We start from the raw sequence: 13,640 nt of genomic DNA on the forward strand, positions 1-13,640 counted from the left end.
TAAGCCCCATGGATCAGGGCGACGACAATGATGGACAAGCGGCGAACGCGGATTACGCGATCCGCGTCGCCGCCGGTATCGGCGCGTTCACCTGCGAGGAATGGAACGGCTTTGCCGGCACCACGCGCGACGACAAAGAAAACGGCTACAACCCGCTCGTTTCATTCGCTTTTTTGAGCGCGCTGGAAGATTCCGGCTGCGCCGTGCGCCGCACCGGCTGGCAAGGCCATCATTTGCGGCTGGAGACGGCGCAAGGCCGACTGCTCGGCGCGGTGCCCGGTTATCTCAAATCGCACAGCCAGGGCGAATATGTTTTCGACCACGGCTGGTCGGATGCGTTTGAGCGCGCCGGCGGAAGCTATTATCCCAAACTGCAATGCTCGGTGCCGTTCACACCCGTCACCGGCCCTCGCCTGCTGGTCGGCAAGGGCGAAGATGCCGGCGCGGTAAAGGCAGGCCTCGCCGCTGGCCTGAAACTCGTCACCGACAAGCTCGGCGTCTCTTCGGCGCATGTCACCTTCGCCACCGAAGCCGACGTCGCGACGCTGGAGGCGGCCGGCTTCCTACATCGCACAGATCAGCAGTTTCATTTCTTCAACGAAGGCTTTTCGGCCTATGACGACTTCCTCGCCACGCTTGCCTCGCGCAAGCGCAAGGCGATGAAGAAGGAGCGGCGCGAGGCGCTTGCCGATGGCATCTCGATCGACTGGCTGACCGGCAAGGACATCACCGAGCGCGCCTGGGACGATTTCTACGCCTTCTATATGGACACCGGCGGCCGCAAATGGGGCCGGCCCTATCTCAACCGCAAATTCTTCTCGCTGATCGGCGAGCGCATGGCCGACGACATCCTGCTGGTGATGGCCAAGCGCAACGGCCGCTACATCGCCGGCGCCATCAACTTCATCGGCTCGGACGCGCTCTATGGCCGCAACTGGGGCTGCATCGAGGACCACCCCTTCCTGCATTTCGAGGTGTGCTATCATCAGGCGATCGATTTCGCCATCGAGCGCAAGCTAAAGGTGGTCGAGGCCGGCGCGCAAGGCGAGCACAAGCTGGCGCGCGGCTATAGGCCGGTGACGATGCACTCGGCGCACTACATTTCCCACCCCGGCCTGCGCAACGCCGTCGCCGACTATCTGCGCCGCGAACGGCGCGAGGTCGAGCGGATGAGCGAATACCTCGAAGAGCACACGCCCTTCCGCAAGGATCTCGAGGACTAAGTTCGGCGACGCTGCCTGACCGGCTTGTCGGCCACGGATGGCTTCGCTACACCGGAGGGGCGTGCATAAACGGAGCCTCCCGCCATGGCCGAAGCCTATGATCCCAGCAACATCTTTGCCAAAATCCTGCGCGGCGAGATCCCGTCGCACCGCGTCTATGAGGATGAAGCCGTTGTCGCCTTCATGGATGTGATGCCGCAAGGGCCCGGCCATACTTTGGTGATGCCGAAAGCGCCGTCGCGCAACATGCTCGATGCCGATCCGGCAATTCTCGGCTCCTTGTTTACGGCAGTCCAGAAAGTGACGGTGGCGGTGAAAAAAGCCTTCAATGCGGACGGCGTCACCATCATGCAGTTCAACGAACCGGCCTCGGGCCAGACCGTCTACCATCTTCACGTCCACGTCGTGCCGCGCTTCGAGGGCATCGCCTTGAAGCCGCACACCGGGCAGATGGAGAAGCCGGAAGTGCTGGTCGAAAACGCCGGCAAGATCCGGGCGGCACTGGCGGGCTGAGAAGACGCGCAATCAAAAGTTCAGATGAAGTCCTGCCAGCAGCAGGAACTCGGCCGCGGCGATGCCGACGACCATGCGCTTTCCCCACACCAGATAAGCGACGAAACCCAGGGCCGCCGCCGCTATTCTCAAGGCAAGCGACGTATGCCCAAGCGCGCCGCCTGGAAAGACAATCAGATTGCCGATGACGGCGGCAACAAGCGCCGTCGCCATGGTGCGAACCAGAACCAACAGATCTGAATCTTCGGAAAGCTTGCCGCCGAGATAGACACCGAGGAAGCGCCAGATATCGGTCGCGGCGAAACCGGCGACGAGAATGAACATGTATGGCCACCACAAGGCGCCGCTGGAAAAGTAACTCACGCTGCGCGCGCCTTGCGCCGCCACAGGTGCCAGCCATAGGCGCTCGTGCCGCCGATCAATCCGGCGACCAGCAAATCGATCTGTGGCAACACTATGTGGAAGACCGGTCCGAGGACGAGGCCCAGGACCATTGCAACATGCCCTACCCGTTCGCGTGCGGAACCCCACAACGAGGTCAGGAAATACATCGGCGTTAACATCAGCAACGCCGCCGAAACCGCAGACGGCAGTGCATCCGCCACCGCATAGACGACGGTCACGACGATGATATTCGTCGTCACCAGCGTGCCGCCGAGGCCGGCATAATATGTCGTACGCATATGAGGCGGGACGCGCTTGAGGCGTTCCATGGCCAGCACCCAGGAGGTCACGGCCACGAAATGCGCGAGGAGATAGAGTACGCGTTGCCGGGTCTTCCCGGTGCGCATCTCAGGTACGAGCGCCATCACCATCGGCATCAGACGTATGGCGGACAACGTCACGGCGAACATCGCCGCCGGCAGCGCCGCTCCCGATGCGATCGCGCCAACCAGCACGACCATGGATGGCAGCGCCCACACCGTTCCGGTCATGAAAGCGGCCTGTGTCGCTGTGACCCCGGCGCCTTTCGCCAGTGCGGCAAAGCCAATGAACGAGCTGATGAGGATCAGGCCAGGCAGGGAAAAGGCCGCGCGAACACCACGCAGGAACCAAGTGGAACGAGGCACTGTGGCGTCCGAGGTCCAAGTCGACATGTGCCGGCAATAGCATGCGCCGCCATTGGATGCGACCGCACCGAAAGCCGCGTATCGTCTTTCCATTGATCCAGGAAAATCTGTTGGCAGTCGGCCCCCTGGTTTGGTCGCTAACGCGATGTTGGAGGACGCCGGCTACGCGGGCAGCGACAGTCCTTGGCCGAAAGCGCCGGCAAGATCCGAGCTGACCCCAACCCTTCAGCTAACCGGCAGTTGCGCCAGGATCCGGAACGCCGACGGCTCCGGTGCGCTAGTGAGACGCTGCCTGATCGCTTCGGTGCTGGCTTGCGGCGTTAGCAGCGACGTATCGACCTCCAGGTCGTAGATGCCGGGCTTGTGCACCTCCTCCTGCCACAACCGCACCGGCCGGGGAATCGGATCCTGGGCCGACGCGATCACGTAGGCGCCTGCGGCGGAAGCGGCGCGCCTTTGCAGGATAATTTCGATCGGGCAGCGGACGCCGACAAAAAGAACCGGCAGGCCGGCCAGGCGCCGCGCGCATTGAGGGAGAATGTTCAGCGGCGTGGAGTACGCATCGTGGTGGCCGAGATCAGCGACGACATTCAGACCGAGCCGGCTGTGCGCCGCGATCGAGTCGTAAAGCGCGGCATAGAGACCCGGCACAAAGGCCTCCAGATCAGGGCGCTCGCCTCCGGGACGCAGGCCGAGCCCTGGCTGCAGCCCAGGAGGTGTGGCGCATGCATAGGTGTCGACGCCAAGATTCACCCAGACGCCGTCGAATGTTTCCTGAATAGCGGCGGCGATGCTCGACTTTCCCGAGCGCGGGGCGCCGTTGAGGACGATGATCTGGCCGGGTTTCACGCGCTCTCCCTGCAACAAAAAGGCCCCGTCGCCGGGGCCTTTCTCTATTCAAAGGAAGAGCTTTTAGCCCTTGCGCGGCAATTGCGGCACCAGGCTGCGCTTGCCGCCATCCTTGCCCTTCGGCTCCGGCTTGCCCTTCGGCTCCGGCTTCTGCGCCACGGCCTTCTTGGCGACCGGCTTCTTGGTCACCGCCTTCTTCGACTGGGGCGCGTCTTCCGGGTCTTCCTGCTTGGGCTGCACCGGCGCTTCGTCGGCCAGCGATTCGAGCTTCAGGCCGGTCTCGCCGGTTTCCTTCTTCTCGACGGTGACGCGCACCGTGCCGCCCTTCTTGAGCTTGCCGAACAGCACCTCGTCGGCCAACGGCTTCTTGATGTGCTCCTGGATCACCCGGCCGAGCGGCCGCGCACCCATGCGCTCATCATAGCCCTTGTCGGCGAGCCAGGCGATCGCCTCCGGCGACAGGTCGAAGGTGACGCCACGCTCGGAAAGCTGCGCCTCCAGCTGCATGACGAACTTCTGCACCACCTGATGGATGACCGGCACCGGCAGCGAGCCGAACGGAATGATCGCATCGAGACGGTTGCGGAATTCCGGCGTGAACAGCCGGTTGATCGCCTCGACATCGTCGCCTTCGCGCTTGGTCGAGCCGAAGCCGATTGCCGCGCGCTGCGCATCCGACGCACCCGCATTGGTGGTCATGATCAGGATGACATTGCGGAAGTCGATCTGCTTGCCGTTATGGTCGGTCAGCTTGCCGTGGTCCATCACCTGCAACAGGATGTTGAACAGGTCCGGATGCGCCTTCTCGACCTCGTCGAGCAACAGCACGCAGTGCGGATGCTGGTCGACGCCGTCGGTAAGCAGGCCGCCCTGGTCGAAGCCGACATAGCCGGGAGGCGCGCCGATCAGCCGCGAGACGGTGTGGCGTTCCATATATTCCGACATGTCGAAGCGGATCAGCTCGACGCCGAGCGAAGCAGCAAGCTGCTTGGCGACTTCGGTCTTGCCGACGCCGGTCGGACCCGAGAACAGATACGAGCCGATCGGCTTTTCCGGTTCGCGCAGACCGGCGCGCGCCAGCTTGATCGCCGAGGTCAGGGCGGTGATGGCCGTATCCTGACCGTAGACGACACGCTTCAGCTCGATATCGAGGCCTTGCAGCACCTTCTCGTCGTCGGCCGAAACCGTCTTTGGCGGGATGCGCGCCATGGTGGCGATCGTCGCCTCGATCTCCTTGATGCCGATCGTCTTCTTGCGCTTGCCCTCCGGCACCAGCATCTGCGAGGCGCCGGTCTCGTCGATCACGTCGATCGCCTTGTCCGGCAGCTTGCGATCGTTGATGTAGCGTGCCGACAGTTCCACCGAGGCCTTGATCGCCTCGCTGGTGAACTTCACCTTGTGGAATTCCTCATAATAAGGCTTCAGGCCCTTCATGATCTCGATGGCGTCCTCGATGGTCGGCTCGTTGACGTCGATCTTCTGGAAGCGCCGCACCAGCGCGCGGTCCTTCTCGAAGAACTGGCGGAACTCCTTATAGGTGGTCGAGCCGATGCAGCGGATGGCGCCCGAAGACAGCGCCGGCTTCAACAGGTTCGACGCATCCATGGCGCCGCCCGACGTGGCGCCGGCGCCGATCACGGTGTGGATCTCGTCGATGAACAGCACCGCGCCCGGATAATCCTCGAGCTCCTTGACGACCTGCTTCAGCCGCTCCTCGAAGTCGCCGCGATAGCGTGTGCCGGCCAAGAGCGTGCCCATGTCGAGCGCGAAGATGGTGGCGTCCTGCAGCACTTCCGGCACATCGCCTTCGACGATGCGCTTGGCCAGCCCCTCGGCGATCGCGGTCTTGCCGACGCCTGGGTCGCCGACATAGAGCGGGTTGTTCTTGGAGCGGCGGCACAGCACCTGGATGGTGCGGTTGATCTCGCTCTCACGGCCGATCAGCGGATCGATCTTGCCGGCCCGCGCCTTGTTGTTGAGGTTGACGCAATAGGCCGTCAGCGCGTCCTGCTGCTTCTTCTTGCCGTTTTCCTCCTGCGGCTCGGCGCCGTTCTGGCCGCCCTGCTCGTCCTCGGCGCCGCGCGGCGTGCGCTGCTCCGAAGCGCCGGGGCGCTTGGCGATGCCATGCGAGATGTAGTTGACCGCGTCGTAGCGGGTCATCTGCTGTTCCTGCAGGAAATAAGCGGCGTGGCTCTCGCGCTCGGCGAAGATGGCGACGAGCACGTTGGCGCCGGACACTTCCTCGCGGCCGGACGACTGCACATGGATCACGGCGCGCTGGATGACGCGCTGGAATCCGGCCGTCGGCTTGGAATCCTCATCGTAACCGGTGACGAGGTTGTCGAGCTCGGTGTCGATATAAGTCAGAACGGTGTGCTTGAGCTCGTCGAGATCGACGTTGCAGGCGCGCATCACGGCGGCCGCCTCGGTATCATCGATCAGGGCAAGCAGCAGGTGTTCGAGCGTCGCATACTCGTGATGCCGCTCGTTGGCGAATGTCAGCGCCTGATGTAGCGCCTTTTCCAGGCCTTGGGAGAAAGCCGGCATGTTACCTCACTTCTTCTCCATCACGCATTGCAGCGGATGCTGATTCTGTCGGGCGAAATCCATGACCTGAGACACTTTGGTCTCGGCCACCTCGAATGTATAGACCCCGCACTCGCCCACCCCATGATTGTGAACATGAAGCATGATGCGCGTGGCGGCTTCGCGATCCTTCTGGAAAAAACGCTCCAGCACGTGAACGACGAACTCCATGGGCGTGTAGTCGTCGTTAAGGATGAGGACCCGATACAGGCTGGGCTTCTTGGTCTTGGTTTTGGTGCGCGTAATCACGGCGGTGCCGCGACCGGGATCGTTGCGGTCACCGTCACTTTGCATTCGCACCACGAGTGCCGTGGCAGTCGAGCCGATCGTCACGTAGTCAAGCCTTTTCGAATCCTCGTGCGAGTTCAACATGTAGGTGCTCGATGAACGATTTTAAGCCCTTTAGGTTAGCTGACAATATGGCTAGGTGGGCAAACCTCAGTGAATTTCTCAATCGTGAATGCGGCAAGGTGCGGGCGGTTGCGCAAAGGCATGAAAAAACCCGGCCGCGCTGACGCGACCGGGTCTTTTTCGTAGACCGGTTGGCCCAATAGGAGCCATTTAGCCGAAATTACTTCGCCTTGGCGACGACCGATTCGAACGGCTTGTAGGCTTCCTTGGCGAGCTCGGCATAGAGATTGCCGATCTTGCTGGCTTCAGCCACGAAGCTCTCATAGCTCTGCTTGGCGTAGTCGGTCTGGATCTCGACAGCCTTCTCGATCGACTTGGCCGAGAACAGCTTCTCGACAGCGGCGCTGCCGGCTTCGATGCTCTTCTTGGTATATTCGCCGGCTTCGGTGGCGATCGCCTGCGCGCCCTTGGTAAGCGAGGCAAAGCTCTTCAGCCCGGTGTCGGCGAATTCCTTGCCGTATTTCGTGAAGTCCTCATAGGTCTGGGTCATTTCATACTTCCCTTTGGTTTGAAACGCCCTTTTTGGCCCCGGGCGCCCTTGTGCAATGCACTTCAATATATTGTGCGCTGCACAAAAGTCAAGAATCCCTTGGCCCGCAGGGGCTTCAGCCCCGGCGGCCGGTAAAAATCGATTAAAGAAAGGCTCGATTTGCCGAAAAATGGTGAACACGGCGGTTACCATAAACGGATTGGTAACGCTGGCCGCGATAGCTTGGCCGGAAGCGAGGTTGGCACTCCCTTTGCCACCTCCGGGGCAACGAAAATTCAGGGTAAGTAGCGGTGCGTCAGGCGTTGACGGGGTTCGTCTCCAAATCTTCCTTCTCTCTCAAGGCGATCATGATCGCCGTGTTGGCGGTGACGGTCATTGCCGCCGATGTCGCCTCGGCTTTAGCCGCGCGGTCGTCGGCCATCGTCATCGACGCCAAGACCGGCAAGGTGCTCTATTCCGCCGACGCCAATGGCCGGCGCTATCCCGCATCGCTCACCAAGATGATGACGCTCTATCTGACCTTCGAGGCGATGGCGAAGGGCAGGATCACCAGGAACACACCGGTTCCGTTCTCCGCCCATGCATCCGCCGAGGCGCCAACCAAGCTGGGCGTGCGCGCCGGCAGTTCGGTTCCCGTCGAGATCGCGATCCTGTCGATCGTGACCAAATCCGCCAACGATTCGGCCACCGCGCTTGGTGAGTTGCTCGGCGGCAGCGAGGACAATTTCGCGCGCATGATGACGGCCAAGGCGCGCCAGCTCGGCATGAACGGCACCGTCTTCCGCAATGCCAACGGCCTGCCCGATCCCGGCCAGTTCACCACCGCTCACGACATGGCGATGCTGGGCATCGCGCTGCGCGAGCACTATCCGCAATATTACGGTTATTTCTCGCAGCGCTCCTTCCTCTACGGTCGCCAGCGCATCAACGGCCACAACCGCTTGCTCGGCCGTATCAAGGGCGTCGACGGCATCAAGACCGGCTACACCCGGGCTTCCGGCTTCAACCTCGTCTCCTCGGTTGCCGACGGCGACCGCCGCCTCGTCGCGGTGGTGATGGGCGGCACCTCCGGCCGCAGCCGCGACAACCAGATGGCTTCGCTGATCACCACCTACATGCCGCGCACCTCGACCCGCGGCAACGGCAACCTTATCGCCAAGGCCGGTGGCGACAACCCGATCAAGGCATTGGCCAAGGTCTTCCTGCCGAAGCAGGACGCCCCGACCCCGGACGACAAGCCGGTAACCGATGACACCGTCGTCGCCTCGGCCGACGACAGCCAGGACGATAGCCAGCAGGTCGCCGAGGAAACCAAGCCTGTTCTCCAGGTCAAGAAGGTGAAGACGGTCGCGGTCGCCGCCATGGCGCCGGCCCCCAAGGCCGAGCAGGCGACGTCGCAAGCCGTCACCGCTTACGCCGAGCCGACGACTGCCGCGCCGGCGATCGATCCGGTCAAGACGTCGTCGGTTCCGTCCGGCTGGGTGGTGCAGGTCGCCTCCTCGCCGACCAAGTCCGGCGCCGAAGCCTTGCTCGACAAGACCAGCAAGCAGGCGCCGAAGGTTTTGGCGGACGCCTCCGGCTTCACAGTCGCCTTCGATAACGATGGCACCACCTACTATCGCGCCCGCTTTGGCGGCTTCGGCTCGAAGGACGCGGCCTGGAAGGCCTGCGACGCGCTCAAGCGAAAGAAAATCTCGTGCTACGCCGTCCAGCAATAGGCGGTTGTTGAAAACTCCCGGAAAGTTCAGCGTCGAAGGAGACTAGTCGTGATTGGAGAGCAGGACGTCCTTGGCTTCATTGATCCGCGCCGCCAGGACAGACGTGCCGCCGACGTCGGCATTCAGGCGCTGCATCAGGCGGCGGTGCGCCTTGCGGATATCCGCCGCGGCGGCCCCCGCTTCAAGACCAAGGATCTTGTAGGCCTCCTGCTTAGTCATGGCGCCCGCACCTGGCGCAACACCCAGCCCTTCGCCACTGTGCGGCTGCGCGTCCTTGCGCCAAACGGCAAAACGGCCGTCAAGATACGTCTCTAGGAGCTGCCGGCTTTCCGGGTCAGGACTGAGCTCGCCATAAAGCTGGTGCAGGTCGGCGATGCCCATGGCGCCGAGCATCTTGCCTTCGTAACGCCCGGCCAGCACGAGACCCTCGAGTTTGCCGCTGTCATGGTCGAGATCCATTTCGAGCGCGGCGGTGCGCACGGTCGAGTGCTTGGCGGCCGCGGCGCTTGCCGGCGGCCGCCTGGTGCGTATCCAGCCGACCCAGGCCAGGGCCGCCAGCAGAAGCAACCCGCCGATCAGGCTGCGGCCGAAAATCAGCATCGGCGCGCCGACAAGACCGAGCAAGGCGGGCCCAAGCGACCTCAAACTGTCCGCGATCCTTGCCGGATCGGCCCGCACGAACAGGGCGGCGGCGCCAAAAAGCACCACAAGCAAAGCCGCCAATGCAAGGATCACGCCCATCGGTTTGTGCCGCCATACGGATGAGTGAGCATGACAATGAGGATGGGGCTTGGGTCCGGTCCTTGCAAGCCCCACATCGAACGAGCCGAAGGGCCAGCGACGAGTCGCGGCTGACGCTGCCGTTACAAGAGGCCGAGCTCGGCCAGTTCCAGCCGCAGCTTCGGCGGCATCTCGGCGAGCGCCGCCCTGCCCTTGCCGAGGTCGACCGGAGCATCGGCGGGCTTCAGGTAGCGCCAGCCCTGGAAGGCGCGGCGCGGCTGCCAGTCGGTGCGCACGACCTCGGGATCGAGCATGAGATGACAGCGACCGATACCTTCATCGTCGGTGAAGGGCCGGATTTCGGTGATCAGCTGCCGACACTGGACGTTGCCCTTGATCACCCAATAGAGCGAGCCGCCATCGGTTATCTCGGCACCACGCGTCGGCACCATGCGGGTGGTATGCCAGTGCTCGGCCGGCTCACCGGCGCGGCGTCGCTCGTCGAGACGGAAGGCAATCCACTCTTCCAGGTCCTCGACGCTGTCGCAGCCGACGCAGAGTTTTAGGAGATTGAGCATGGTAGCAATCTAGCGGGCGCGTCACGCAGGTTCAACGCCTTGGGCGGTTTTGCACAAGAAGAGCGACACCGGTTTAGCAGGCCTGGGCTGCGGTCTCGATAGCTTCGGCCGCCCCGTCTTGCGAAGAGTAGTGCGGCACGACTGTGCCATCCGATCGGATGGCGGGAAATCCTGCTCAGCTATGCTGCACAGATGGCGAGTTAGCCTAGCCTGCCAACTGGGACGGAAATCGACGAACACGGGCTCTTATTCGCGACGGCCACGTTAAAACTGACAGGCTTTATTCAAAGAGCGAAGAAAGCACGGAATACTCCACTTGACGCGGCCTTTGATCTAGAGAAGCTTTCGCGAGGGTCGGGAAGCAAAGCGCGGGGGCTGTTGCCGGTTGAAATCGACCATGCTCGCATTTCGATTTCAAACTAGGCCCAAGCAATCATCGTGCTTTGACGTCTTACAATTTGAAGCGGCGCCATTCTTGGCGAGCTTGCGTCGCTTTGGGAATGGGGGTCATGTCGATCATCTTTATCAGCCATTCGAGCAAGGACAACGCCGCGGCGATTGCTTTGCACGACTGGCTGTCCGAAGCAGGCTGGAACGAGCTCTTCCTCGATCTCGATCCCGAGCGAGGCATTGTGGCTGGCGAGCGCTGGGAACGGGCGCTGCACGAGGCCGCGAACCGCTGCGAGGCCGTCATCTTCCTGATCAGCCGCGCCTGGCTCGGTTCGGACTGGTGCACCAGGGAATATCGTCTCGCGGACAAACTCAACAAGCGCATGTTCGGCGTGCTGATCGAGGAAATGCCGTTCGAGGATGTCTCGGCCGATATGCGCCGCGACTTGCAGCTCGTCTCGCTCGCGGGCGGCCGCGACCATCGCACATTCTGCGCTACAATGCCGGACGGCTCGCGCGAGGAGCATGTCACCTTCTCGGAAAGTGGGCTGACGCGGCTGCGCAATGGTCTGACTAAGGCTGGCCTCGATCCGAGGTTCTTCGCCTGGCCGCCGCAGGATGACCCTGAACGCCCGCCCTATCGCGGCCTGAAGGCGCTGGAGGCAGAGGACGCTGGCATCTTTTTCGGTCGCGAGGCGCAGACCATTGCCGCGCTCGACGCATTGCGCGGGCTGCGCGAGGCGAGCGGCCCGCGATGCCTCGTCATTCTCGGCGCCTCCGGCGCCGGCAAATCTTCGTTTCTGCGTGCAGGCCTGCTACCGCGGCTTCTGCGTGAAGATGCCCATCTCCTGACCTTGCCGGTGATGCGGCCGGAGCGGGCTGCGCTCACCGGTGAGACCGGGCTTGCCCGCGCCGTAGAGCTTGCCTGCGCCCGCGCTGGGCTTGCGATCAACCGCGCCTCGGTCAAGGAGGCGATGACGGCGGAGGCGTTGCCGGCGCTCCTTGCCCGCCTCCTTGAGAAAAGTCGCCCCGTCGTCCTGCCAGGAGAGACGGCGGCGGACATGCGGACATTGATCCTGCCGATCGACCAGGCCGAAGAACTGTTCTTGGCGGATGGCGCTCAGGAGGCGTCGGTCTTCTTCGATCTTCTTGGAGGGTTGCTGTCGCACCCGGACCTGCGCATGGTTGCTGTCTTCACCATCCGCTCGGATGCCTACGAGCAGTTGCAGAGTGCGACAGCTCTCGGGCACGTGCGGCAGGCGACCTTCAGCCTGCCGCAGATGCTGCATGGCGCCTATGAGAGCGTCATCGAAGGGCCGGCGCGGCGACTGCGGGAAAGCGGCGGCCGGCTTCAGATCGACCCAGCGCTGACCCAGGCACTGCTGACCGACATCGAGGCGGGCGGCGCCAAGGATGCCTTGCCCTTGCTCGCCTTCACGCTGGAGCGGCTCTATGCGGACTATGGCGGCGACGGTGACCTGACGCTCGCGGAATACCACATGAGCGGCCGAGTCACGGGCTCGATCGAGGCCGCCGTCGCGCATGCCCTTGCCGCCGCGGACAGTGATCCGCGCCTGGCGAGGGACGAAGACGCGCGGAAGGTCCTGCTGCGGCGCGCGCTGGTGCCTTGGCTCGCTGGTATCGATGTCGTCTCCAAGGAGCCGCGCCGCCGCGTGGCGCGCCTGAGCGAGATCCCGCTCGAGGCGCGGCCATTGGTCGAGCATCTGGTTGCCGCGCGGCTGCTTGCGACCGACCGCGATGCGAACGGTACGGTGACGGTCGAACCGGCGCATGAGGCGCTGCTACGCCAATGGCCCCTGCTCAAGGGCTGGCTGGATGAGGATTATGCAGCATTGGCGACCCTAGACGGCGTGCAGCGCGCGGCCCGCGACTGGGCGGCCAACGCGCACGATGATGGTTGGCTGGTGCATGCATCGGGCAGGCTGGAGGATGCTGAGCGCCTAGCGGAATCCGAGCGGCTCGGCAGCTCGCTGGACGCGGCCGAGCGCGCCTATCTCGGGGCCTGCCGCGTCATGGAGACCAAGGAACGAGACAGGGAACTGGAGGAGGCGCACCGGCGCGAGGAGGATGCCGTTCGCCTTGCCGCGACGCGAAAGCAGGTTCTCATGATCACTCGCATCGGGCTTGGCGTAGCCGGGGTTCTCCTAGCGCTGGCGATTGGAGCCGCTTGGTTCGCCTGGGACCGGGCGAACGATGCAGAGACGCAACGCAGGCGTGCCGAGCAGGAGTCGCAAAGATCACGCGAAATGGCGGAGGTTGGCCGGCTCATGTTGTCACCCATACGGGCAGACGGCAAGAAGTACTCCGAGGCGGATCGACGAAACGCATTGTTTAGAAATATGCTTTGGGCCGCCAGAACAGGCAATCACGCGGCCGAAAACCTTTCAGGAAATTTTTATGGCTCTGGATATGGCGTCGCGGCCGACTATGCCAAAGCCCGGAAATGGCTTGGCAAAGCGGCGGCAGCCGGCAGCAGCGATGCCATGGTCAGTTTGGGCTCCCTTGACGCCGAGGGACGAGGCATCTCCGCGCCTGACTACGCCAGCGCCCGCGAATGGTACGAAAAGGCGGCCGCCATGGGCGACAATGGCGCCATCGTCGGACTGGGCTGGCTCGACGAGGGTGGGAAGGGTATTCCCGAGCCCGACTATGCCAGTGCCCGAAACTGGTACGGAAGGGCGGCCGCAGCCGGCAACAGCATCGCCATGAACAGTCTGGGCCTGCTCGACGAGGATGGCACGGGCATTCCTGCGCCCGACTATGCCAGCGCTAGAAGCTGGTTCGAAAAGGCGGCTGCCGCAGGTAACAGCGATGCCATGGGCAATCTAGGCTCGCTCGACCAGGATGGGAAGGGCCTTCTCGGGCCTGACTATGCCAGCGCGCGAGGCTGGTACGAAAAGGCGGCCACCGCCGGTGACGACCAATCCATGAACAGTCTTGGCCTGCTCGACAAGAATGGGCTGGGCCTTCCTGCGCCCGACTATGCCAGCGCTCGAAGCTGGTTCGAAAAGGCGGCTGCCGCAGGTAACAGCGACGCCATGGGCAATCTGGGCTGGCTCGACGAGAGTGGG

12 protein-coding genes are annotated in these 13,640 nt (G+C 63.2%); 4 read left to right on the plus strand and 8 right to left on the minus strand.

The window, feature by feature from the left end; genetic code table 11:
* Positions 1 to 8 precede the first annotated feature (8 nt).
* Positions 9 to 1,223, plus strand: coding sequence for a GNAT family N-acetyltransferase (locus AB6802_RS13605; RefSeq protein ID WP_371010624.1), 1,215 nt, complete (start codon positions 9 to 11; stop codon positions 1,221 to 1,223).
* 84 nt (positions 1,224 to 1,307) lie between these two features.
* Entirely contained in the window at positions 1,308 to 1,736 is a 429-nt protein-coding gene (locus AB6802_RS13610; protein WP_371010625.1) for an HIT family protein, read from the plus strand.
* A 12-nt stretch (positions 1,737 to 1,748) separates the two neighbouring features.
* Here AB6802_RS13610 and AB6802_RS13615 read toward each other — a convergent pair whose 3' ends face one another.
* From AB6802_RS13615 to AB6802_RS13640, 6 genes are all read right to left on the minus strand, one after another.
* A complete protein-coding gene (locus AB6802_RS13615; protein ID WP_371010626.1) occupies positions 1,749 to 2,060 on the minus strand; it encodes an AzlD domain-containing protein in 312 nt (103 codons plus the stop codon).
* Between the two features lie 35 nt (positions 2,061 to 2,095).
* Positions 2,096 to 2,833: an AzlC family ABC transporter permease gene (locus AB6802_RS13620; RefSeq protein WP_371010946.1), complete on the minus strand. Its 738-nt coding sequence runs from the start codon at positions 2,831 to 2,833 to the stop codon at positions 2,096 to 2,098.
* 198 nt (positions 2,834 to 3,031) lie between these two features.
* The gene (locus tag AB6802_RS13625) at positions 3,032 to 3,655 is read right to left on the minus strand and encodes a chloramphenicol phosphotransferase CPT family protein (RefSeq protein ID WP_371010627.1); all 624 of its coding nucleotides are present in this window, start codon (positions 3,653 to 3,655) and stop codon (positions 3,032 to 3,034) included.
* 63 nt (positions 3,656 to 3,718) lie between these two features.
* Positions 3,719 to 6,202, minus strand: coding sequence for an ATP-dependent Clp protease ATP-binding subunit ClpA (gene clpA / locus AB6802_RS13630; RefSeq protein ID WP_371010628.1), 2,484 nt, complete (start codon positions 6,200 to 6,202; stop codon positions 3,719 to 3,721).
* A gap of 6 nt (positions 6,203 to 6,208) precedes the next feature.
* Positions 6,209 to 6,535: an ATP-dependent Clp protease adapter ClpS gene (gene clpS / locus AB6802_RS13635; RefSeq protein ID WP_040972327.1), complete on the minus strand. Its 327-nt coding sequence runs from the start codon at positions 6,533 to 6,535 to the stop codon at positions 6,209 to 6,211.
* Positions 6,536 to 6,812: 277 nt separating this feature from the next.
* The gene (locus AB6802_RS13640) at positions 6,813 to 7,142 is read right to left on the minus strand and encodes a phasin family protein (RefSeq protein WP_371010629.1); all 330 of its coding nucleotides are present in this window, start codon (positions 7,140 to 7,142) and stop codon (positions 6,813 to 6,815) included.
* Between the two features lie 290 nt (positions 7,143 to 7,432).
* Between AB6802_RS13640 and AB6802_RS13645 the strand changes: the two genes are divergently transcribed.
* Positions 7,433 to 8,860: a D-alanyl-D-alanine carboxypeptidase gene (locus AB6802_RS13645; protein WP_371010630.1), complete on the plus strand. Its 1,428-nt coding sequence runs from the start codon at positions 7,433 to 7,435 to the stop codon at positions 8,858 to 8,860.
* A 42-nt stretch (positions 8,861 to 8,902) separates the two neighbouring features.
* Here the strand turns inward: AB6802_RS13645 and AB6802_RS13650 are convergent, their stop codons facing one another.
* Together AB6802_RS13650 and AB6802_RS13655 are read right to left on the minus strand one after the other, a co-directional pair.
* Complete coding sequence (locus AB6802_RS13650) at positions 8,903 to 9,601, minus strand: molecular chaperone DnaJ (protein WP_371010631.1); 699 nt, start codon at positions 9,599 to 9,601, stop codon at positions 8,903 to 8,905.
* 122 nt (positions 9,602 to 9,723) lie between these two features.
* Entirely contained in the window at positions 9,724 to 10,158 is a 435-nt protein-coding gene (locus tag AB6802_RS13655; protein ID WP_371010632.1) for a DUF1489 family protein, read from the minus strand.
* A 458-nt stretch (positions 10,159 to 10,616) separates the two neighbouring features.
* Between AB6802_RS13655 and AB6802_RS13660 the strand changes: the two genes are divergently transcribed.
* Positions 10,617 to 13,640: TIR domain-containing protein (locus tag AB6802_RS13660; RefSeq protein WP_371010633.1), on the plus strand; the 3,024-nt coding region annotated here is incomplete at its 3' end.

It is taken from the genome of Mesorhizobium sp. RCC_202, from assembly GCF_041355295.1.
Lineage (GTDB): Bacteria > Pseudomonadota > Alphaproteobacteria > Rhizobiales > Rhizobiaceae > Mesorhizobium.